This window comes from Vreelandella nanhaiensis, from assembly GCF_003990185.1.
GTDB classification, from domain to species: domain Bacteria; phylum Pseudomonadota; class Gammaproteobacteria; order Pseudomonadales; family Halomonadaceae; genus Vreelandella; species Vreelandella nanhaiensis.
In genome coordinates this window covers 152830-174460 of record NZ_RZHF01000014.1, presented here as the reverse complement: position 1 = coordinate 174460, position 21631 = coordinate 152830, and the positions used below count along the sequence as shown (strand labels likewise).

Genomic DNA, 21631 nt, shown 5'->3' with positions numbered 1-21631 from the left:
GATTCCTTGCTTTTCAATACGCCATATCAGACGTTGCCAGCGTGCTCAGGTAGCGGCGTAGCTTCCCACTCATCGCCTAACAATTCAGGCGAGTCATACTGCTCAAGCCGCTGCCAATGAAGCTCTGCATCTTCGCGGTAAAGATTGGCGGCGATGGCACCGGCAAGCCAGCTTGCGCCCTCGCTGATACCCGGAATATCACCGCTGACCTTGCCCAAACTCACGGTTGCGCCGTAGTTGAAGCAGTGAATATTACGAAGCCATGGCGCCTCCCCCGGCTCGCGCTCCTGAAATGCAAAATCACGTTCTACGTAGGGAAAATTTCCCAGCTCGTCATTTGCAAGCTCAGCCGGTGGCTGGTAGCGGTCACGCCATAAAAGAATGCGGTCGGCGTAGCCTGCTAGTTCGGTGCGCGCCAGTGGGTCGATTTCAAAGCCGGTCCCCAGAATCAGGTAGTCACAGCGCACCACTCCCTGTTGGGTTTCAATCACGATTTCATCGTCTTCCATTCGCATGGTGTTTATGCCACAGCCGAAGTGGAAATGCGCATTGGCATGGCGGCTAACGCGCAAGGTAGATCCCCGAGGCGGTGGCGTCTGCGTAGCAAACGAATAATGCATGATGCGCCAGCGCCACTCATCAGGCAGCGACGCATAGCCGTGGGTAAAGCCAAAGGAGCCAATGCCCATCATTTTATTGATCAGAGGCATTTGCTTGCGACGAATCAGAAAACGCACCTCTTGAGCACCATGTTCAAGTGCTTCTGCCGCGTTATCTACGGCTGAAGCACCCACGCCAATGACCGCCACCCGCTTGTCTTTTAAACGCGCAAAGTCGATCTCATCGGCAGAGTGCGCCCAAGCATGGGCTGGCAGGCTATCAACAAAGGTAGGAATCTTGGGTGCTCCGGTGCCCTCACGCCCCGTGGCCATGACAAGCTTGCGTGTCAGCACCGTTTCACTGGGAGCACCTGGCCCTGAAAGCTCAAGTCTTAACAGGTCACCTTCTGGCGTAACGTGCTCTACCTTTACGTTATTCTCAACAGGCAGCTTTAATACTTCGCGGTACCAGCTTAAATAAGCCATCCAGGTAGGACGTGGAATTTTATCCAGCGCCTCCCACGCTTGGGTGCCAAACTGCGCTTCATACCACGCCCGAAAGGTCAGCGATGCAAAGCCGTAGCTGGGCCCAGGCAGGGTTTTGGGAGAGCGCAGGGTTTCCATACGCGCGTAGTTCAGCCAAGGGCCTTCCAGACCAACCGGATTGCGGTCAAAGATACGGATATTGCTGATGCCACCCGACAGCAGCGCAAATGCCGCAACCAGCCCACACTGCCCGCCGCCAATGATGACCACATCGTGTACGGCCTGGCCGTTATCCAATGTTTGCTGGGGCACCCAGTTGGCTGGAGGTATATTCAAACACGCCAGATCGTATTGAACGCGGGCGTTAAGCGCATCAAGGCCGGCGCCCGCCAGTGAGGGAGTCATGGTCATTGCGTAGTCTCGATTTGTGCCTGAAGGGCCTGCTCCGCTTCATGCGGCCACCAGAACCAACGAACGGGTACATCAGGAGAGCGGGTAGTAACAGCCAACGGTAACGCTCTAGCCTGTTCAACCAATTGCTCAGCTCTGGCAAAGTAGTCCTCAGCATCGGTCAGTAAGGCTTGCTCATGGCCAGCACCTTGCGACAAGAGCGTATCCAAAAGGTTGGCAGGCCGTGTGGGCACGCGCTGAGAACAGGCGTGCCAAACACCACTATGTTCATCCACTGAGTACAGTTTCATTAATATCGGGGCATAACGAGCAAGAAATTCGACCGCCGATATTACATAGTTAGTGGCTTCATTGCTAAAAAAGAAATTAAAACCGACTCTTACCCAACCTGGACGATATAAGCTTCTTCCCATTTGGACTAAATCTTCGTGTTCAGCCGCCGTTTTTTCATCGATTGAAAGAAGCTCATGGCCATAAGGGCCAGCACAGGAACAGCCACCTCGTGCCTGAATACCAAACAGATCATTGAGCATGGCAACGATCAGGTTATGGTGAATATCCCGCCCTCCGGCGCTTATGTTAAATGAGAAAATAGCTAATCGAGAAGCCGTCAACGAGCCTAGCAAATGAATATTGCTGACGGCCTGCCAGCGCGTCATCGCCATTTTTACCAGCTCACGCTCGCGGGCCTCAATATGTTCAGCGCCCACCAGGTCTTTGATGCGAAATGCAAACCCCGCGCGAATATCCCCCAAAATACCCGGCGTGCCCGCCTCTTCCCGGCGCTGGATGTTTGTTACATATCGGTGGTGGTTAGCGGTCACATAAGACACCGTGCCTCCCCCCGCAATTGAGGGCTTTGCATTTCGACAAAGCGCCTTGCGAATAACTAAAACACCGGAACTGCCTGGGCCACCGACAAACTTGTGCGGTGAAAGAAAAATGGCGTCCAGATGATCGCCCTCACCCCTTCCTGCTACGTTGATGCTGACATAAGGGCCGCTGGCCGCGTAGTCGAGCAGGACGATTCCTTTATGTTGGTGCACTAGCCGCGCGAGTGCCGCAACATCTGTCTTGATACCCGTGACGTTAGAGGCCGCCGAGAAGGCAGCAACTTTCATCTCATGGTCAGCGTATTCATCAAGCCGTCTGGCCAGCGTGTCCAGACAGGGAACACCGCTATCGGCGAGCGGAATGCGAACCAGGTCAACGTCGCACTCGCGCCAGATAAGATCATTAGAGTGATGCTCAAAGGGGCCGATAAAGACCACGGGCCTGGCCTGTGGCGAAGATTCGACACCTGGATTGAGGCCCAAAATCTGACTGCAGCGATTGATAGCGGCTGTCGCACCAGCGCCTGCAAAAATTATCGCGTAGTCATCATTGGCTCCCACTGAATCACCTACTGCTTGGCGCGCGGCTTCACGGAGCTGGGTGGTGGCTCTACCGGTATAGGATGTTTCAGTATGGGTATTGGCGTAGAACGGCAGCACCTGATAGCGCATGGTTTCTTCAATGACTCCCAAGGCCCGCCCCGATGCGGTGTAGTCAGCATAGAGCAGCGGACGCTCTCCAAAGGGTCCGGGAATCGCCGCCCCTTCACCAATGACTTCGTCACGAATGTAGTTGATCCAATCAGATGACGTCCCCGAGTGGCAGTTCGGTGGTTTTTTTGACTTGTTCCATTGAGAAGCAGGATGTGACATTACTCAGCTCTATTTTAGCGATAAGCCTTTTATAAAAGGCGTCATAAGATTGGTTATCGCGCGTAATAACCTTGAGCAGGTAATCGTATTCCCCCGCCAACCTGTTCACCTCCATGACTTCGGGGAAAGACTGAACGGCTTCTTTGAAGGCATCCAGCCAGACCTGATTATGCTTATCGGTTTTAATCATCACGAAAACAGTCAGACCAAGATTAAGCTTTTCAGGGTTTAAAACGGCGATTCTCTTTTCGATGATCCCCTCTTTTTCAAGACGCTGAATACGACGCCAGCAAGGGGTTACCGAAAGCCCTACGCCTTCTGCAAGCTGGGCTATAGAAAGGTTATCATTACGCTGAAGCTGTTCAATAATTTTCAAATCAAAGCGGTCAATAAGCAATTTATTTCCCCATTAAAATAAATTCAGGAATATATTTCCACATGTAGGATAAATTCACCAGTTTCAAGAATATTTTTTCACCTACTGAGATGTTTTCTTGAATATTTAAAAACATGACTTCTAGGCAAAAAAAAGTGCAAGCGGAATCAGCTTGCACTTTTCTGTAAATAACGATTATATACTAATAACAAATTTTAATGGGTATACTGACTTTGACCTGTTTTCCATGTCAATTAACAACCTATTAACTAAAATCTTTTAACACGCAATAAATGTATGAAGCCAAGCCAATGCGTTAATGATAATAAAGTGCTCGTTAGGTATTATCCAAAGGCGTGCCTAGATAACATGGTGAAGACGCGGGTTCCTGATCAAGGCGGTCCTCTTCATCGAGTGCGCACAGCAAAGCTTCACGTAACAACGGCAGATGCGATTGCTCTAACTGACGGGCCGCAGTCAGTAGCGTCAGCTTGCCTTTTCGGGCATAGCGCATCAGCGGCAGCAAGACCTGTTTGGATTCTTTAAGCTCTAGCCGGTAGCGAGTTTGAAAGGAAGCTTCGCTGATCTTCTGTTGATGATAGTCGCGCCGCAGTGACGATGAGGGTGCAGCATCCCGATACCACTCTGTTAATGAAAGCGATGCGCGCTCTTTTCCACGTGGCCATAAACGGTCAACTAAAATACGCGAACCATCGGCTTCTTCAAACGCGGAATAGACCCGCTTAAGGGCTATTTCATAGCTCATACGACCTCCCTGAGACAGCGTTCCCATACAACGAATAGGCACGAAAAACTTATCACCTTTGGCGCATCCTAACTTCTTGGCCAGGCAATTAAATTGCTATAGGTTAATAATCCTTAAAAGTCCATAGGGTATCCAGGCCATTACACGGCAGTACTGAGCTAGGAAGAGCGTAGATGATTCCCCAGACCTTTTAAACGCCGTACAATGCGTTTTTGACCTACATTCGGCAACTCATGCACTTAACCCGCTTTACCGATTACTCTATCCGCGTTTTGCTTTACCTGGCGACCAAGGGTGAAGAACGTACCACCATCACGGAAATTGCCGAGACATTCTCGATCTCGCGCAATCACCTGATGAAAATTGTCCAGGAATTACATCAAAAAGAGTACCTTAAAGCAATTCGAGGCAAACACGGCGGACTTTGGCTCAACAGAGCGCCTGAACATATCCGGTTAGGTGCCTTAGTTAGGGACACTGAACAGGAAATGGCTCTGGTGGAGTGTTTTCGTGAGGACAATAGCTGCATCGTTACTCCTTCGTGCCGTTTGAAGCCGATTCTTAACGACGCCTTGAATGCTTTCCTGAGCGTTCTGGATAATTACACTTTGGCAGATTTACTAGCGGGTCGGCACAACCGCCTTGCAGCATTGATGAGAATTCCTACCGATAATAGCTAATGTTCGACCTTCCAAACCTACAGGTTATCCAGTATTCCAGGTCGAGCATTGTACTCATAAGCCTTTCTTGAAAGTCGGCACGTCCTCTATTGCACTGCGATAAGCTACACTTTAGGGTAACGCTTGGCTATGTTCATACCTGTGAAGCAGATATAGGTATAGGCCACCTCCCAAGGCCACTAGCAGACGAGCAGAAAGTGCTGCACACGGCTTCACTGTCACCAGCCATGGGCCCAGACATGATGACACCCTCCGAATCCCACACCCCCCAAGAAATGATGATTCGTAAGCTGGAAAGTATCTTTGCACTGACAAGTGAAGAGGAGCAGGCACTTATAAGCTTGCCCATCCAGATAAAATTTCTTGAGACCAATCGCAATATCGTAACGGTGGGCGACCAGCCGAGCCACTGCTGCTTAATCGTTGAAGGATTTACGTGTGTACACAAGCTTTCCGTCGAGGGTAAGCGTCAGATAATAGCCTTCCATGTTCCCGGCGATATTCCTGACCTGCAGAGCCTGCACTTGCAGGTACTGGATATTAATATTAGCTCGATTACACGCTGTAAGCTCGGCTTCATAAAGCACACGGATTTACACCAGTTGTGTGAGCAACACCCTCGCCTTACCCCTGCTTTATGGCGTGAAACGCTTGTGCATGCCTCTATCTTTCGAGAGTGGCTTTTAAATAATGGTCAGCGTAGCGCTTACTCACGGGTCGCTCATCTTATCTGTGAATTTATGCTGCGTCTGAAAGCAGTAGGGCTAGTGGATGATACAACATTTACTATGCCTGTCACTCAGGCAGAGCTGGCAGATGCAACCGGTATCACCCCAGTTCACGCCAACAGAGTTTTACAAGCGCTTCGTAGCGATGGCCTGATAAGTACCAGTAGGCAACAAATCACTATACCCGACTGGCATGAAATCCAGCTGGCAGGCGAATTTGATCCACTCTATCTGCATCTTAAGGAAGAAGCGATTACTTGATATTGTGGAGCTAACCCCGTTCGCTACGGCCATTTAATGAAAAAAAGCATTGGTCGCTACCAACGCCTTTTCTGAAACCCTGTATCAGCAGAGCTTTAGGTTCTGTCTGAAAAGTTGGCGAGCGCAGCCGCTTAACCTAACAAAAGCGCCTCATTGATAGGTATAAACTCGCTGGCTTCGTTTATTAGCGAGGCTGCTGTTAGCGCCGGCACGCCATACACTTCTACCTGGCAACCATGGACTGCACGAACCTTGCTGACCAGAAGGTCAAAATCGCCGTCGCCGGATACTAATACAATTACATCCGCCTTTTGCGCATACTCGATGGCATCTAGCGTGATGCCCACATCCCAATCACCCTTTGCTGACCCATCTGATCGCTGGATAAAGGGCTTTAGCTTTACCTCAAAACCGATTGCCCGGAGTATATGTTGAAACTCCTTCTGCTTTTGATCACCTCGGTCTATTGCATAGGCAAACGCTTTCACCACCTGCCTATTGGCAGTTGCCCGCGACCAGAACCTGTTGTAATCAAAATTCTTGCCATACGCTTGCCGCACCGTGTAATACACGTTTTGCACATCAACAAACAGCGCTACTTTTTCCATAATCGGATCATTTTCACAAGAAACATTAAGCTGATTACTTTAGCACCCAGGCCCTATACTGAGGCTTTTACTTAACCCCAAATAATCAAAGCGAGAGATGTACTATACGATCAACATTAGTGAAACAACCAGAGCGCCAAATTTGTAACTGGCATATCATTACCGGTAGATGGTGGCTATTCATCACACTAAAGCCGAACATCGAACAAGAAGGAGCACACATTATGGATCTTGGGATCACCGGGCGCTGGGCAGTGGTATGCGCAGCGAGTAAGGGCTTAGGCCGGGGTTGCGCTGAAGCGCTGGCCAAAGAAGGCGTCAATCTAGCTATCAATTCGCGTAACGCTGAGGTTCTTGAGAAAACAGCCATGGCATTACGAGTGCTCAACCCTGCGATTGAAGTTCACCCGGTACCCGGCGATATTGGACGTGAAGAGGTCCGCGAGGCTTTGCTCGCTGCCTGCCCGCAGATCGATATCCTGATCAATAACAACGGCGGACCGCCACCAGGGGATTTTCGCGACTGGGATCGCGAAGACTGGTTTCAGGCTGTGGACGCCAATATGATCACGCCTATTGAGTTAATTAAAGCAACGGTGGACCGTATGGCCGCCAACGGCTTCGGTCGCGTGGTCAACATCACCTCAGGGGCGGTGAAAGCTCCTATCGATATCCTTGGGCTCTCTAATGGCGCGCGTAGCGGACTGACTGGTTTCGTCGCTGGGCTCGCCCGCCAACCAGAACTCGCTTCATGTAACGTCACGATCAACAACCTATTACCCGGCTCCTTCGACACAGACCGGCTGCGCGGCAACTTAAAAAACATTGCAGAGAAAACCCAACAAGACATCGAACAAGTACGCGAGCAGCGTACTCAAGGAGTGCCTGCCCGGCGATTCGGAACAGCTGAAGAGTTCGGCGCCTTCTGTGCATTTATGTGCAGCGAACACGCAGGCTACCTCACCGGGCAAAACATTTTACTCGACGGCGGCGCCTACCCAGGAACGTTCTAGCAGAATATATACGCGTGATTGATACTGATAAAGTTCGCTCGGTATATATTTCTAAGACTGACAATTCTGCGGAGGTTTTTGATACGGAGATGATGCAGCGTAGGGTGGCGCATAGCATCATCCCTTTCGTAGAATGACTACAAAAGCAGACTATGTCATATCAAAGCGCAATTTATGTCGATTTCAGATAGAACAGACAGATGTCATTCTCAACAAAACTTGACATAAGCGCAACGAAAAAACAGGAACTTATAACCTGAATCTCAAGCAGCTTGGCATAATTTCTCAACTTAACCATGGCATAAATTCAAACGAGCGTGTGTCAGCGTTTCTAAATGACGTAGCTTTACAACAAATTTAGTTGCTCGTTGAGTATGCTCAACGAGATGAATAATACATAGTATAGCTAGCAGGTGCCTCGAACCCACATGAACGGCGGATGAATAAAGAGATTTCAACATTCTCAAGTTCAAAAATTCATTAAATGATGATTGATATCACTAAGTGAGCTAGCTTTCAGGCTCAAGCCATGACACGAATGATATACGGCCTACTAGTATTAAGCCTGACCTTTTTTAAGCAACGGTGTCCAGGCGCAAATGGATCCCGCCCCAGCTAACCCAGACTTGCTTCCCGTGCTGGAAGAATTTGGCGGTGAGCCAGGCTTGGCTAGCTTGATGGACGATTTAATGGAAATCATGTTGAAAAATCCGCCACTGCGGCCTTTTTTCATTGACACTAAACTGGATCGCGTCAAACGCCAACTGGTTGAATAATTCTGTGTCACTCTCGGGGGCAACTGTACTTATATGGGCCGAAATATGCACGACTCACATCCTCATTTGGGAATTGATCGCGCCGATTTCAATGCGCTCGTCGAAGATTTGCAAATAGCGATGAACCGCCAGGGGATCCCGTTCCGCTCGCGAAATAAAGCTATCGGCCGAGTTAGCCCCTCTGCGCCGCGAAATTATCACCCAATAAAACAAAACTGAAAAAATTTCCTCTATAAGCGGGGGTAATTATGGGTTCAGCGGATATTGTTACGAACGGACCAGATCTTGAGACATTGGAATAGGTGTGACCTTAAACTCATAATTCAATACTAGTGTATGTCCTAAGTACCGGGCATAGCTTTTTCAGCATGTCAGCCTGAACATGAAACGCGGTCAGTGCTTTTATGGTTTTTATGCACCGTGTTGAATCACGCGAATTAGTTAGACACTCTTCAGCCTCTTAAAGTTAAGCCCTTCGTGATCAACTTAGTGAAGCCAAATACTATACTCAAACCAAAACCACTTGCCCTTCCCCTTAACCATCGATTTAGTTGTAAAAACAGTTCAAAGGCTCGTTGTACCGTCTCAGCATTCATCCAATGCCTGGGTAGGACACACAGACCATCAAATATCCCCTCCTTTAAAATTTCTAGTTCAGTTACTGTTTTGTTAGCTTATCTAAATTGTAATGTCGAAAGGCGGAATTGATTTCCTTTCGTAACTCTTCATCATCCCAAGGTTTAGTCAAGAACTTATAAATTTCTCCTTGGTTAACAGCTTCTGTTACTGTTTTTAAATCTGTATATCCGGAAAGAACTATTCGTACAGTATCAGGATAAAGATCCTTCACCCGGTTAAAGAATACAGTTCCATTCATCTCTGGCATACGCTGGTCAGAAATGATTACCTGCACGTTATGCTTGGCTAATAACTCGAAAGCATCTTGAGCACGGCTAGCGGTTAGTATCCGGTAGCCTTCACGCCGGAGTAACCGCGTAAGGGCACGCAGAATATTATCTTCATCGTCTAGTAGAAGCAGCGTCTGGGCATCTTCTTCCGTACCGCGAACTTTCTTTTCATCAGGCGAAGCTTGTTTCTGATGAAGATAGGCTTTGAGTCCTTCAGAGGACATGGGCCTGCCGAAATAATAGCCTTGGAAAGCGTCGCAATGGTTTTTCCTAAGAAAAGCAAACTGTGGCTCTGTTTCAACGCCTTCTGCAATGACCGGTAGACCGAGGTGATGAGCCATGGAAATTATTCCTTGCGTAATAGCGGCGTCGTGTTGGTCACTAATAATTTCCTTGATAAAGGAACGGTCAATTTTTATTTTATCAACAGGTAACCGCTTCAGGTAACTCAAGCTGGAGTAGCCGGTTCCGAAGTCGTCGATAGCGATCCTTAACCCAAGCTTCTTTAACTTATACATTGTAAGGATGGCGTTTTCTGCATCCTCCATAAGAGCGTTTTCTGTCACTTCAAGCTCAAGGAAACTGGCATCAAGCTGGGTCCTCTCCAGAACATTGCATACACTCTCAATGAAATTGGGGCGCAAGAATTGCATAGGGGATATGTTCACAGCAACGGAGGGGCAAGTTAAACCTTGGTCGTTAAGGCGTTTGATATATCGACAGGCGGTTTCCATAACCCATAAGTTAATTGAGAATATCTGTCCTGTATTTTCCGCAACAGGAAGAAACGCCGCAGGTGATATAGTCCCTTTCTCCGGATGGTTCCATCGTATCAGCGCTTCAACCCCAATGACGGTTTTACCCTGTTTATCCACCTGAGGTTGGTAAACAACCTCGAACTCTTCCCTCTCTAATGCTTTTTGTATGTCACTTCTCAAAGTTAACCGCTCGTTAACCTTCTCATTAAGCTCCTGGGTATACCATTGATAACTGTTGCGGCCGTGCTGCTTGGCCTTATACATCGCCAAATCAGCCCGTTGTAACAACTCACTTGGTTTCTCTTCTATGCCATCACTTATAGCGATGCCAGCGCTCACGGTAACGCGCAGCTCCACCCTATTCACATGAAAAGGAAGCGCGATCCCTTCAATGACCTGCTCAGCCACCAGCAGAACATCTTCTTCATGCGCAATATCTGGCAATAAAAGTACAAACTCATCACCGCCCAGGCGGGCAACAGTATCGCCAGGCCTGATCTGCTGGATCAAGCGCTTGGCAACTTCGATGAGTACCTGATCGCCAGCGACATGGCCCATGGAATTATTGATCGGCTTGAAATCATCAAGATCGATAAATATAACTGCCAATTTACGCTCAGAGCGTTTGGCTAGTTGACAGGCCTGTACCAGGCGATCCTCAAGCAGCGAGCGATTCGGCAGACCGGTAAGCACGTCATGGCTGGCATTATAAGCCAGTTCTGATTCAAAGCGTTTCTGCTCGGATATATCGCTCTGAACACTAATATAATGGGACACTAAGCCATTACTATCCCGTACGGGTGCGATATAAAGCTCATTCCAGAAGGGCGAACCATCCTTGTTAAAATTTCGCAGGACGGTATGGACTTCACGCTTCTCCTGTAGTGCTAATCGAATTTCCTCAACTCCAGACTGCCCGCTATCCGCTCCCTGCAGGAAGCGACAATTTTTACCCAGCACTTCTTGGGATGAATAGCCTGTGATGCGTTCGAAGGACGAATTGACATAAATGATCGGCATGTCAGGCGCCTGAGCATCCGCAATGGCAATCCCGTTATAGCTCGCCTCGATACTGCGTTGAAGAAGATGCAGTTGTTTATCTGCTTCCTTACGCTGACTAATATCCCGCAGTGACAACAACTGCATGGTCTCGCCGTCCCACTCAGTAGCTGAGCACTGTACTTCAACAATAACATTGCTACCGTCACCCGCGAGAGCAGACCATTCGAAGAGGCTGTCGTTGTGAGGTACTTTAAATTGCCTATTGACTAGCGCATCGTAGCCACAACGAAACAGCAAACCTGCGGAAGAGTTGGCATAGCGCACCTGGCCCGCTGCATCCAATAGCAGTACGGCATCCCTGTTATCTTCCAGTAGTTGGCGAAAGGCTTGCTCCTTCCGCGCTATCTCGGCTTTGACTTCAATAGTTTCGGTGACGTCTCTAATCATCACTAGACGTGCCAGATTATCATTGAAGTCAATATTATGGGCGTTGACGTCTGCATGAATAAGCCTGTGATAGCTAGTCTGCAACACCCATAAACCGACTCTATGAGGTATATCAGGCGCATCAATTTCTTCATAGTGCTTATCGAAGCGCTGATGCTCTTTACCAGCAAGTAAATCGGGAATAGTCTTTTCACGAAACACCTGCTGGGAGTAACCGAACAGGTCACATGCCGCCTCATTGGCCGCCAAGATAGCTAACGTTTCCCGATGATGGATATACATCGGCTCAGGGTTGGCTTCGAACAATAAGCGGTAACGCCTTTCACTCTCAGCCAGTATGTCGACTGAGCGGGCACGCTCCAGGGCGTAGCGAATGCTGCGAGCCAATAATGCGCTGGTAATTTCCCCCTTTACCAAGTAGTCAGTTGCCCCAAGCTCGATTGCTTTGGCCTCGAGGTCTGCATCGTGGTGCCCAGTGAGTAGAATCATTGGAAGCTGAATACCCAACTCATTCGCTTGGCGAATGAATTCAGTCCCAGGCACGGCGCCTAACTGGTAGTCGATAAGAACGAGATCATGACTCTTACCATGAAGCGCATCGAAGCCTTCTTCATAACTAGCGGCCCAATCAATCTCGAAGGAAAGATTTTCGGACTGTCGAAGCAGGTCACGGGTGATCAGAAAATCGTCTTCATCATCTTCAACAAGAAGTATATGTAAAAGGCCATCTCTAATCATGTCTGGCTGCCCCTAGTGGTAGCTCGACTATCTGCAGCCAGTAACGCTCCAATGTTTGAACGATATCAACCAAGCCATTAAAACTCACCGGTTTGGTAATAAAAGAGCTCACACCGGTATCGTAGCTACGAATGATGTCTTCTTCAGCGGAGGAAGTCGTCATTATAACCACAGGAATATAGCGCAGCGCCTCATCCGCTTTTATCTTTTCCAAGGCTTCTCGGCCATCCATTAAAGGCATATTGAGGTCAAGCAGAATCAGACCCGGCGTGGGGTAGCACTGAGCGTCCGAATAAGGCGGCTGATGCTTCAGGTAAGCGAGCAACTCTTCACCATCATGGACAAAGTGCAAAGAGTTACCTATGCGACTCTCGCTGAAAGCCTCCTTCATCAGCAGGCAATCGTCCAGGTCATCATCCGCCACAAGGATATGGATGGGCTGTTTAGTCTGCATATTGGCTGCCCCATTTATCGCTTAAAAGTAACTCGAAACGTAGTACCTTGCCCTAACTGGCTAGTGGCGGTTATCTTCGCCCCATGACGCTCTGCAATTTTTTTTACTATGGCAAGCCCAATTCCTGTTCCGGCATAGGCCTGCCTCGCATGTAGCCGCTGAAAAGGGTTAAAAATACGGTCAAGGTACTTTTCGTCGAACCCAATGCCCTTATCGGCTACGCAGAGAGTCCACTGGTCATCGGCAACAGTGTCTGCATAGACTTGAACTTGGGGCAGCTGGTCCTTTTGATGGAATTTGATCGCATTACTCATCAGATTCTGAAGCAGTTGGCGCATTTGTGTCATGTCCCCCTGGATCGACGGTAATACGCCTACATCTATCTTAGCTTGACTCGCTGCCAAGGATATATCCATGTCCTGAAGCACATCTTCAAGTATCCGGTTCAAGTCGAGAGTGCTATAAGGATTGGACTGTGTACCGATTCTGGAATAGGCTAACAGGTCCTTTATTAGGCCTTGCATACGACTTGCAGCCGAGTTCATTCGGCCCAGGTAATCCCGTCCTTCTTCGTCCAGGCCAGCGGCCTTGAGACGCAAGCGCTCGGAAAAAGCTTGGATCTTGCGTAAAGGCTCTTGCAGATCGTGTGAGGCGACAAAGGCAAAGTCTTGAAGGTCCCGATTGCTGCGTTCCAGGTCACGAAGTGTAGTGTGCAAGGCTTTCTCGGCCGCCTTATGTTCTGTGATATCCTTGCCAACCCCGAATACGCCAACCACTTGGCCATCGACAATGACAGGTAAGCTGACCATATCCATTTCCTTGACGTCTCCGCGTTTAGTCTGAATCTTCACTTCGTAGCGCTGAGGCTCACCAGCCAAGACGGCTTGGTAATACGTCTGAACTCGCCCTAGGTCTTCCTTCACGACAAACTCGGAGAAGTGTTTACCCACGTTTTCATTATGCGTAAAGCCCGAAAGATCATAGCCAGACTGATTGCTGCTAAGGATGTTGCCCTCTACGTCAAACGAAAAGACCGGATTAGGGTTGTGGTCAAACAATGAACGATAGCGCTGCTCACTTTCTTCGAGACTTAGGCGATCCCGATCTCTTTCAATAGCGATCGAGGCAAGATGGCCGTAGGTGTTGATAAACTCTAATTGCTCTTTGGGAGGCGGCTGTGGTTCGCTCTGATAAATAGCAAACGTCCCAAGCACCGTGCCACTACTGTCTTTTATGGGCTGAGAGCTACACGCCCGCAGCCCATGATTCAAGGCCAGTGTGCAGTAAGCCTCCCAGTGAGGATCATTGGCAATATCTTCTGTCACAATCAGGCTCTGGTGAAACGCTGCCGTACCGCAAGTGCCCATTCCCGGTCCGATGAGCATACCGTGGATCTTCTGGATAAAGTCTGTCGGCAGGCTAGGCGAGGCCCCATGCACCAACCGTTTTCCTGACTTGTCAACGAGCAGTACGGAATAACGTGTCCCAGGAAAACGCGTTTCACCAACCTCACAGATGGCATTAAGCGTCTCTGCCAAGGGTATGCTTGTCGAGACCATTTCAAGAATGTGGCGCTGCCCTTCGATGAAGGCTTCACTTTGGGCAAGACGAGTCACGTCCTGCGCGATCGCGAAGACTGATTGCTCTTTTTCAGACCAAACGGCCGACCAGGCAATATGCACCGTATTACCGTTCTTGTGGCGATAGCGATTACGAAAAAGGGGGGCCTCCCCTCCTCCCAGTTTCAGGTTTTTTGTAAAAATCGCCAAAGTGCGTTCACGGTCTTCAGGAAGAATTAGCTCACTGAAGTGTTGGCCTAATATTTCTTCGGGTCGATAACCAAAAACGCTTTCACATGAAGGGCTGAGTTGGATAAAACGACCGTTTTCATCAAACGTGCAAAGCACATCCATTGAGTAGCGTGTAATGCGTTGATTCCAAGCCTCCAGGTTAGCTCGCTGATGCTGGCTGCTTACCAGCGCCTCATTGAGATATTTCAGATGCTTGGATCGCTCGTTGGCAAAATGTGCCAAGCGCTGACTCAGCGCCAGGAAAAAGCTGAAGCAAAGACCGAACAGGATAACTAGCGTTGGCAGCGCCGCCGGAAAGTGCATAACGCGAGAATTCTGATAGGCTATCAAGTGCCAATAAATATCATGATGTAGTGATAGTGTCTTTTCACCGAGTACGATCGGTAATCTATCGCCTTCTGCGCCGCCAGAATCATAAATCAGCTGCTCATTCTGATAGACCTTAACGGCGAAGTGGCTCTGCTCTTCGCGAAGTGCTTCACTCAAGATACCTTTGATATTCAAGTTAGCAACAATGATTCCTTTTGAATCAGTTAAACGAAACGGAGCTGCGAGCAGGACACTAATGCTGGTTTCATTGAATGGTATTGCATGGCTGAAATGAGGTTCATTTGTATCCATCAGGATATGGCTTATCCAGTCACGCTGCGCAGTGACCACTTGAAGGCGCTGAAACCGCTCACTCGGCTCTGCTGCACGCTCCTCAAGCCACCGAATTTGCAGCGATTCATCCAAAACAGTGATCAGCTCTATATTGGGAAAATCCTGAAGATAACTGAAGGCTTCCTGTCGCCAAAGCTGCTGGGTAGGCAGCTGGTCGACAGCACCCCAACGCGCGGCCATGCGCTGTATAGAAGCCAACTGCGCCGAAAGAGCCTGCTCGGTCGATACCTGAACCCTGGATAAAAATTGCTCGCCCCGCTGAGCGGTGGAATTGACGACTTGCTGACTGAGCAGGTATCCCACCAGACAGGTCAGGAAAGTGCCTCCCAAACTGATAAACACCGAGCGCCTATCAAGCGACTGCTTACGACCTACCAGGCTAGGAAGCAAGCCAATACCACCCCCTGCCATTACGACGAGTAGGTCAATGATAATAGGAGACTCAAGCCCAGTACTCAGACGAGCGCTATCCGGGGCATACCCGCCAAAGGAGAGCTGTGAGAGCACACCAACAAGGATAATTGCCAGCCCTAACGTGCGACCCAGCCACTTTCGTGACGGTGCCCATAAGTTAGCGAAGTGGGCAACTGCGACAAATAATGCAACAAGCGCTAGCGCATTCTGTATCTGGAAGTGATTTTGGCCAACAGCACTTGGCAGTAGTAAACGACTCTCAACGCTCGCTACCAGTTGGAAGAGAGCCATAACAAGTAGCAAACTTACTGATAGTAAGCACATGACCCGCCAATGATGCAAAGCATTCAATGTGGCGAGTCCGCCCAGCACTAAGAACAAAGCACTTCCCGGGGCGATGACATTGGCATGCAATCCCAATGGGAGAGCATCACTGATCAGCGCAATTCCTCCCATGGCCAGCAGCGAAAAGGTTAAAACATAAAGATAGACGCGATAAACATCGTAACGGATGAGCATGGTTAACCTTTAAGGCCCTGAGGGCTGAGCAAACGTAGTATCTCATCAGGGGAGACCAGCCCTTGTCGCAGCTTTTCACACGCATCATCGAGCAGTGTGGATACACCTTGTTCCCTTGCAAGTGCCTCTAGCCGCCAGGGGCTTGTCCCCTGGGCAATAGCCTCTCGCAAGGTATCATTGATGAGCAGCACTTCATGAAGGCCAACTCGCCCTTTGTAACCCTGCTGGCAATAGCGGCAACCGCGTCCTCGGAAAAAGCGCAACTGTGGATCAAGAAATTCTTTTCCAAGGCGCTCTGCCTGCTCAGGAGAAAGCGGGACCTCCTCCCGGCAGTGTGGGCAGACCTTCCTAGCCAAACGCTGGATGACAATGGCCTGTAAGGCAGAAGCCATCGCCAAAGACCTCGCTCCCAGCTCTGCCAGCCGAGCCATAACAGCGGCGATAGAATGCCCCCGTAGCGTCGAGAGCACCAAATGACCGGAAAGCGCCGCCTCAAAAGCAGCTGCGGAGACTTCCTTGGTTCGGAGCTCCCCGAGCAAAATGACGTCGGGGCCCTGCTGTAGTGCGGCTTGGAAAAGACTGGCAAAATCCGGCCCGGATCGCTTGTTTACGGTGACTTGTCCAGCCTGGTCGGCATAGTATTTCACCGGATTATCCAAAGTAATGGTGTGCTTCTCTGCAGAGGATATGTGATTCAACAACGCATAAAGCATGGATAGCTTGCCACTGTCAGCCAGCCCTGCAGCCAAAATGATCCCTTGGGGTTGATTGATCGCGTGTAGCATAGCTATGGTATTACATGACGACAGGCCCAATTCATCGAGCGAGCGCGCAGCGGCCTGACGCTCAAGGATCTGAATAGCTACTTTTTCGCCATGGATAGTCGGTAGCAAAGTAATGTCGAGGTCGACGATGCGCATCGGCATTTTGACCGTAATACGTCCATTTTGAGGGTGCCGACGCTGGGTGATATCGAGTTCGGCCATGATTTTTATTCGTGATACAACAGATATCATCAGGGCCAGAGGGATCTGTATCTTGTCGTGTAATACCCCGTCGATACGATAGCTCACCGCGACATGGTGGGCACGCGGATGAATATGAATAGCACTAGCCCCGAGACGTAGGGCTTCAAGAATAATGGCATTGACTAAGCGAATAGCAGGAGGGTCTGCCGAACTGCCTAGTAGCTGTTCAAGGCTCTCTGGACTCTCTTCCTCATCGAAAACAAGCTCTATTCCATCATAAGGGTCATCTTCACTACCGTTAGCCATTGCCTGCCCGGCAGCGTGTAGCTCTGTTTTATCAAGTGTTTCAGCGAGTTTATCTTGTACCTGCCCTATATCGCACAGCAGAGGCCGAATATCGTAACCCGTCATCCGACCCAGAACATCAATCAGGCCAGTGTCCATAGGATCAACCATGGCTAGGTCAAGCCGCCGCCCCACTGTGCGAAGCGGTAGAATCCATTGCTGAATGCATAGCGCGTAAGGGATTATGGCCCATAGTGACGGGTCGACTCGAATTTCACGCAGGTCCACATCGTCACATAAGCACTCATCGCGCAGCAGGATATGCACTGTCTGAAGATCGACCCAGTCATGCTGGAGTAGGTGGCTTAAAGCAGGTGCTCTGTCAGCCTGCATTACCTTATGAAGATGCTGTATCTGCCGAGCGTTCAACAGGCCTTTTCTATGTAGTAGCATTACCAGCCGATTACGCTTGCTGGCATCCAGGTTATTTAGCAGTTCAAGGTTAATGGCGTGCTTAGCGCTCTCCTGCGCCAGGATACGACTTTGGCGTCGCAGTTCGTACTGCTCCAGAGCTAAAGCCACGGTAAGGCGGAGATCGTCGTCATCCCAGGGTTTAAGGTTGAAACGATAGACCGCGCCTTCCTTCATCGAGCCCATCACCACTTCGGTATTGGCATAGCCAGTTAACATGATACGCAGCGTTTCAGGCCACAGTTCACGTACATGACCCAGTAGTTCGCCGCCATTCATGCCGGGCATCTTGAAGTCGCTAACGACTAATTCGACAGGAGAATTTTCCAGCAGTGATAATGCTTCCTTGGCGCTCTGAGCAAACAACAGCTCGTAATTCTCGCGCTGAAAAACGCGCCGCAGCGCCGCCAGAATGCCAGGGTCATCGTCTACCAACAACAGCCGATACGGCCTTTTCCGAGATGGAAGCAATGGGCTTTTATCCTCGTCAGCGGTATCGACAAATAGGGCGGTGTAACGCTTTTCCATGGCAGTTCCTCAGTTCACCGGTATACGCAGAGCTACGCAAGTACCTTCACCTAGCCGGCTCTTAATTCGGATTTCACCCCGGTGCGCCACGACGATATCTCTTGCTACACTCAGGCCCAGCCCGCTACCTGCACCAACATCTCGCGTGGTAAAAAACGGCTCGAAGACTCGTGCTAGTACGTCTTCAGACATACCACACCCTTCATCTTCTATAAGCACTTCCAGAATATTGTCCTTCACCCGGCTCACCACACGGATATGCCCTTCTGTATCAAGAGATTTGGTAGCGTTATCGAGCACGTTGTAAAGCGACTGGGACAGTTTGGCCGGGTAGCCAGGAATTTCTGGCAACTCTCCCAAGTCCAGGTTGATGGGCAACACCTGATGATGCTCTGCCTGAACAAGGCGGCAGGCAGTCGTGATTAGCGCATTGATATTACAGGCCGCAAAGTCGGCCTGATCGATGTTGGAGAAAGTCTTGAGGTCCGATACGATGCGGGCGATGCGCTTCGTGCCACTCGACGATTCGTCAAGAAGAGCATGAAAATCTTCAAACAACATGACTGCCTCATGGTTATGCGGCAGACTCGCTTCAAGTTCATCAAGATAATCATTGGCTACACGAAGATTGCTGCTAATAAAGCCGATTGGCGTATTGATCTCGTGGGCGATTCCCGCAGCCAACTGCCCGACCGCGCGCAGGCGGGCACTTTCGTAAAGTTCTTGCTGAGCCTTCTTTATAACCCGAACCTGCTCTTCGACTTGCTGTGTCAACCGCTGGGCTAGCTGCCTATATTTTTCCTCTGAAGCCTGCACTGCGGCATGTTTCTGTTGTAACTCAAGATAGCTGGCTTCAGTGGTATCGTGATGCAGATTGGCTGCCAAACGGTACTTGCCCGCATAGAAAAGCACCAGCTCGTAAAGCCGCACAGCTGCCTGATGCTGCTCCGTCGGAAGTTCTGCCTGCAACCAGCCAAGGGTATCAAGGCTGAATTCTATCGGCTCTGATGTTCCATCATTATTCTCACTTAGCAAAAAGGGGGCTCCGCTCAGCTTGCCTAGCAATTCCAGCAGGCGTGCCTGATGCGCGGGCGACAGTAAATCATCCAACGTGTAATCGTCGTCATAGTTACGCATTTGAGAGGCCGCCAACAGCGCTCAGATTCCGCATGAATGTTTGAGAATCGATGGCATAATCACGTGCCAAAGAGAACTCGGCATCTACAGCCGGGTATAGGCGGCCCAGCAACTGGCGGAAGCTTTCCACGACCCCTTGCCCGTTGAGAGCACTTGCCAGAGTCAGCGGCGCCCACGGAGTCGATGACCACCGTACCTGTAGGTTGTGCTCCTCTATTGCATCCAGCCGGTCTCGTTTATTGAACTGCACTGTTAGAGGCAATCGCTCAATGTCCATCCCCAGTTTCTGAAGGTTGCTCGCTAGGTTATCAAAGGCAAAGGCGTTATTGTCTTGTTGACTAAGCTGTGAATCGGCAACAAAGATAACGCCATCGGCGCGCGATAATACGGCCTTGCGTGTGCTATCGTGCTGCACTTGGCCAGGAACGGTATAAATCTTCAGACGTAAATCCAGCCCACCTTCACTGTGCAGGCCAATCGGCAGCATATCGAAGAACAGAGTACGATCATTTCTTGTCTCCAGCACCATCACTTCACCCTTGCGTTGCGGCTTGAGCAGAGTATGAAGTTGCAATAGATTCGTCGTTTTTCCACTTAACGCTGGGCCGTAATAGACGATTTTCAGGGTTAGCTTATTTGTGCTTTCGGAATATGTCGCCATACCTGTTAGCCCCGGCCTACTAGGTAAGCGAGCACAGAAAATCTATTCCACGCTTGTCTCCAGCTACAATGAGAAGGCTTTATCTGCTTGGTCACCTGAGCCATCGAAATCATCTCTCTTGAAGCGTCTAGGTTTGAGGTATACGTACGTAAAGGTTGTAGCTTGCCCCCTCAGTCGCTTCAAACTTGATCAATTTACCAATAAGCCATGCATCTAACTCTTTGCCCTCGTTTAACATTAACGTGCCATTTTCTGCATAGAGGGGCTGCGCCATGATCATCCCTGGCACTAGACCAAGCGTACCCACCATTAGTACCGTATCATCGGCGAGCACAGCATCTAAATTCTGCTCAATACACAGGTTGACGAATTGCTCACAAAGCTCCGGATCATAGAATCGGCCAGCGAACTTCAGGAGCAGTTGCAGAGCCTCTTCACGCTCCAGCTTCCTCGCCAATATCATCCCCTGCTGAAGTTCAACCAAATCTACCGCCAATCTCAATAAACGGGCGCCGAACGGTATATCCATCTCGCGCAAATGATCCGGGAAGCCACTGCCATTCCAGCGTTCCTGGTGGTGGCGTATCAACGTGGCCGCTTCGTGTAGAGGCTCAAGGGCCATCAGCAAGTTCTCGCCAAGCTCGGGGTAGCGGCGGTACTGTTCAAGGTCTTCCTTGTAGAGCCGATCCGAAGGGAGTGTGAACAGGCTGTCTTTCCAGGTTAGCTTACCGAGATTGTAGAGCGCAGCGGCCATGGCCAGATTTCGGCTCGTACCATCATCCAGTTCATAATGCTGCGCAAACGCTTTGACCAGTGCCACGACTCGGCCATTGGTCTGAAAGTCGCGAGGTAGCCGCTGATTAATCAGTGATGAGAATACTTCAGTGGCTGTGACATAACTGCGCTTAAGCTCGTCATAAGCAAGATCAAGCATATCGGCAACTTGTTGCAATTCCGCCGTTCTTGCTCTGACCCGATCCTCAAGGTCTGCATTCAGCTCTTGTAACTGTTGGTTCTGGGACAGAGTAAGCCGCTCCAGCCGTTGGCGTTCCTGCTCTGCAAACTGGTAAGCAAGTGCCTGCCGAATAATCAGGCGAAGCTCATCATCGTCCCAAGGCTTACTTATATAGCGGTATATTTGCCCTTCGTTGATTGCCCGGATCGTCGTACTGACATCGGCATAACCGGTGAGCAGAATACGCAAACAATCCGGCCAACGCTGCTGTACCTCGGCGAGCAGCGTGGCGCCATCCATGCCTGGCATGCGAGCGTCACTAATCACTAGATCGATATGCTGTGTTTCCATCAGGCTTAGAGCCTGATCACCGCTGCTTGCTGTTAGCAATGTATAGGGTTCGCCTCTGAGCACCCGTCGCAGGCTCCTCAGAATGTTTTCTTCATCATCTACTAGCAGCAATGTCGTGCTGACTTCAGCCGGGTCTTGCTTAATCATCCGC

General features: G+C 49.9%; 16 protein-coding genes. 4 read left to right on the top strand and 12 right to left on the bottom strand.

Going from position 1 to position 21631, the window contains the following annotated elements; all coding sequences use genetic code 11:
• Window positions 1–26 precede the first annotated feature (26 nt).
• The 4 genes from ELY38_RS09730 to ELY38_RS09715 form a co-directional block, all read right to left on the bottom strand.
• Window positions 27–1496: an NAD(P)-binding domain-containing protein gene (locus ELY38_RS09730; protein WP_127061747.1), complete on the bottom strand. Its 1470-nt coding sequence runs from the start codon at window positions 1494–1496 to the stop codon at window positions 27–29.
• Window positions 1493–3202, bottom strand: coding sequence for an aminotransferase class V-fold PLP-dependent enzyme (locus tag ELY38_RS09725; protein WP_127061745.1), 1710 nt, complete (start codon window positions 3200–3202; stop codon window positions 1493–1495). Before ELY38_RS09725 ends, ELY38_RS09730 begins: the two co-directional genes overlap by 4 nt.
• On the bottom strand, window positions 3132–3599 hold the full coding sequence (locus ELY38_RS09720; RefSeq protein ID WP_222845140.1) for an Lrp/AsnC family transcriptional regulator: 468 nt from the start codon (window positions 3597–3599) through the stop codon (window positions 3132–3134). The genes ELY38_RS09725 and ELY38_RS09720 overlap by 71 nt, the downstream gene beginning before the upstream one ends.
• A gap of 316 nt (window positions 3600–3915) precedes the next feature.
• A complete protein-coding gene (locus tag ELY38_RS09715; protein ID WP_127061743.1) occupies window positions 3916–4344 on the bottom strand; it encodes a DUF488 domain-containing protein in 429 nt (142 codons plus the stop codon).
• 233 nt (window positions 4345–4577) lie between these two features.
• Between ELY38_RS09715 and ELY38_RS09710 the strand changes: the two genes are divergently transcribed.
• The gene (locus ELY38_RS09710) at window positions 4578–5024 is read left to right on the top strand and encodes an RrF2 family transcriptional regulator (protein WP_127061741.1); all 447 of its coding nucleotides are present in this window, start codon (window positions 4578–4580) and stop codon (window positions 5022–5024) included.
• A gap of 239 nt (window positions 5025–5263) precedes the next feature.
• A complete protein-coding gene (locus ELY38_RS09705; RefSeq protein WP_422822325.1) occupies window positions 5264–6013 on the top strand; it encodes a Crp/Fnr family transcriptional regulator in 750 nt (249 codons plus the stop codon).
• A 131-nt stretch (window positions 6014–6144) separates the two neighbouring features.
• Here ELY38_RS09705 and ELY38_RS09700 read toward each other — a convergent pair whose 3' ends face one another.
• On the bottom strand, window positions 6145–6621 hold the full coding sequence (locus tag ELY38_RS09700; RefSeq protein ID WP_127061739.1) for a LabA-like NYN domain-containing protein: 477 nt from the start codon (window positions 6619–6621) through the stop codon (window positions 6145–6147).
• Window positions 6622–6845: 224 nt separating this feature from the next.
• On the opposite strand from ELY38_RS09700, the gene ELY38_RS09695 reads away from it, so the two are divergent.
• Together ELY38_RS09695 and ELY38_RS19070 are read left to right on the top strand one after the other, a co-directional pair.
• Entirely contained in the window at window positions 6846–7634 is a 789-nt protein-coding gene (locus ELY38_RS09695; protein ID WP_127061737.1) for an SDR family oxidoreductase, read from the top strand.
• Between the two features lie 599 nt (window positions 7635–8233).
• Window positions 8234–8410 carry a globin family protein gene (locus ELY38_RS19070; RefSeq protein ID WP_185858958.1) on the top strand — a complete coding sequence of 59 codons (177 nt, stop codon included), beginning with the start codon at window positions 8234–8236 and terminating at the stop codon, window positions 8408–8410.
• A gap of 658 nt (window positions 8411–9068) precedes the next feature.
• Here ELY38_RS19070 and ELY38_RS09690 read toward each other — a convergent pair.
• The 7 genes from ELY38_RS09690 to nosR all read right to left on the bottom strand — a co-directional run bounded on the left by ELY38_RS09690 (window position 9069) and on the right by nosR (window position 21627).
• Window positions 9069–12263: an EAL domain-containing protein gene (locus tag ELY38_RS09690; protein ID WP_127061735.1), complete on the bottom strand. Its 3195-nt coding sequence runs from the start codon at window positions 12261–12263 to the stop codon at window positions 9069–9071.
• Window positions 12256–12717, bottom strand: a complete 462-nt coding sequence (locus ELY38_RS09685; RefSeq protein ID WP_127061733.1) for a response regulator — start codon at window positions 12715–12717, stop codon at window positions 12256–12258. The genes ELY38_RS09690 and ELY38_RS09685 overlap by 8 nt, the downstream gene beginning before the upstream one ends.
• A 14-nt stretch (window positions 12718–12731) precedes the next feature.
• Window positions 12732–16124: a GAF domain-containing sensor histidine kinase gene (locus ELY38_RS19210; protein WP_222845139.1), complete on the bottom strand. Its 3393-nt coding sequence runs from the start codon at window positions 16122–16124 to the stop codon at window positions 12732–12734.
• A 2-nt stretch (window positions 16125–16126) separates the two neighbouring features.
• Complete coding sequence (locus ELY38_RS09675) at window positions 16127–18376, bottom strand: ATPase, T2SS/T4P/T4SS family (protein WP_127061731.1); 2250 nt, start codon at window positions 18374–18376, stop codon at window positions 16127–16129.
• Between the two features lie 9 nt (window positions 18377–18385).
• Window positions 18386–19513, bottom strand: a complete 1128-nt coding sequence (locus ELY38_RS09670) for a sensor histidine kinase (protein WP_127061729.1) — start codon at window positions 19511–19513, stop codon at window positions 18386–18388.
• Window positions 19506–20174: a GTP-binding protein gene (locus ELY38_RS09665; RefSeq protein ID WP_127061727.1), complete on the bottom strand. Its 669-nt coding sequence runs from the start codon at window positions 20172–20174 to the stop codon at window positions 19506–19508. Before ELY38_RS09665 ends, ELY38_RS09670 begins: the two co-directional genes overlap by 8 nt.
• A gap of 127 nt (window positions 20175–20301) precedes the next feature.
• Complete coding sequence (nosR, locus tag ELY38_RS09660; protein WP_127061725.1) at window positions 20302–21627, bottom strand: response regulator c-di-GMP phosphodiesterase, NosR family; 1326 nt, start codon at window positions 21625–21627, stop codon at window positions 20302–20304.
• Between the last annotated feature and the right edge of the window lie 4 nt (window positions 21628–21631).

Excerpts from the sequence above, each read along its gene's own strand:
- nosR (WP_127061725.1), bottom strand. The coding sequence starts at position 21,627 with ATGATTAAGCAAGACCCGGCTGAAGTCAGCACGACATTGCTGCTAGTA.
- ELY38_RS19210 (WP_222845139.1), bottom strand. The coding sequence starts at position 16,124 with ATGCTCATCCGTTACGATGTTTATCGCGTCTATCTTTATGTTTTAACC.
- ELY38_RS19070 (WP_185858958.1), top strand. The coding sequence starts at position 8,234 with ATGGATCCCGCCCCAGCTAACCCAGACTTGCTTCCCGTGCTGGAAGAA.
- ELY38_RS09705 (WP_422822325.1), top strand. The coding sequence starts at position 5,264 with ATGATGACACCCTCCGAATCCCACACCCCCCAAGAAATGATGATTCGT.
- ELY38_RS09670 (WP_127061729.1), bottom strand. The coding sequence starts at position 19,513 with ATGCGTAACTATGACGACGATTACACGTTGGATGATTTACTGTCGCCC.
- ELY38_RS09675 (WP_127061731.1), bottom strand. The coding sequence starts at position 18,376 with ATGGAAAAGCGTTACACCGCCCTATTTGTCGATACCGCTGACGAGGAT.
- ELY38_RS09715 (WP_127061743.1), bottom strand. The coding sequence starts at position 4,344 with ATGAGCTATGAAATAGCCCTTAAGCGGGTCTATTCCGCGTTTGAAGAA.
- ELY38_RS09690 (WP_127061735.1), bottom strand. The coding sequence starts at position 12,263 with ATGATTAGAGATGGCCTTTTACATATACTTCTTGTTGAAGATGATGAA.
- ELY38_RS09695 (WP_127061737.1), top strand. The coding sequence starts at position 6,846 with ATGGATCTTGGGATCACCGGGCGCTGGGCAGTGGTATGCGCAGCGAGT.
- ELY38_RS09665 (WP_127061727.1), bottom strand. The coding sequence starts at position 20,174 with ATGGCGACATATTCCGAAAGCACAAATAAGCTAACCCTGAAAATCGTC.
- ELY38_RS09710 (WP_127061741.1), top strand. The coding sequence starts at position 4,578 with ATGCACTTAACCCGCTTTACCGATTACTCTATCCGCGTTTTGCTTTAC.
- ELY38_RS09685 (WP_127061733.1), bottom strand. The coding sequence starts at position 12,717 with ATGCAGACTAAACAGCCCATCCATATCCTTGTGGCGGATGATGACCTG.
- ELY38_RS09725 (WP_127061745.1), bottom strand. The coding sequence starts at position 3,202 with ATGTCACATCCTGCTTCTCAATGGAACAAGTCAAAAAAACCACCGAAC.
- ELY38_RS09730 (WP_127061747.1), bottom strand. The coding sequence starts at position 1,496 with ATGACCATGACTCCCTCACTGGCGGGCGCCGGCCTTGATGCGCTTAAC.
- ELY38_RS09700 (WP_127061739.1), bottom strand. The coding sequence starts at position 6,621 with ATGGAAAAAGTAGCGCTGTTTGTTGATGTGCAAAACGTGTATTACACG.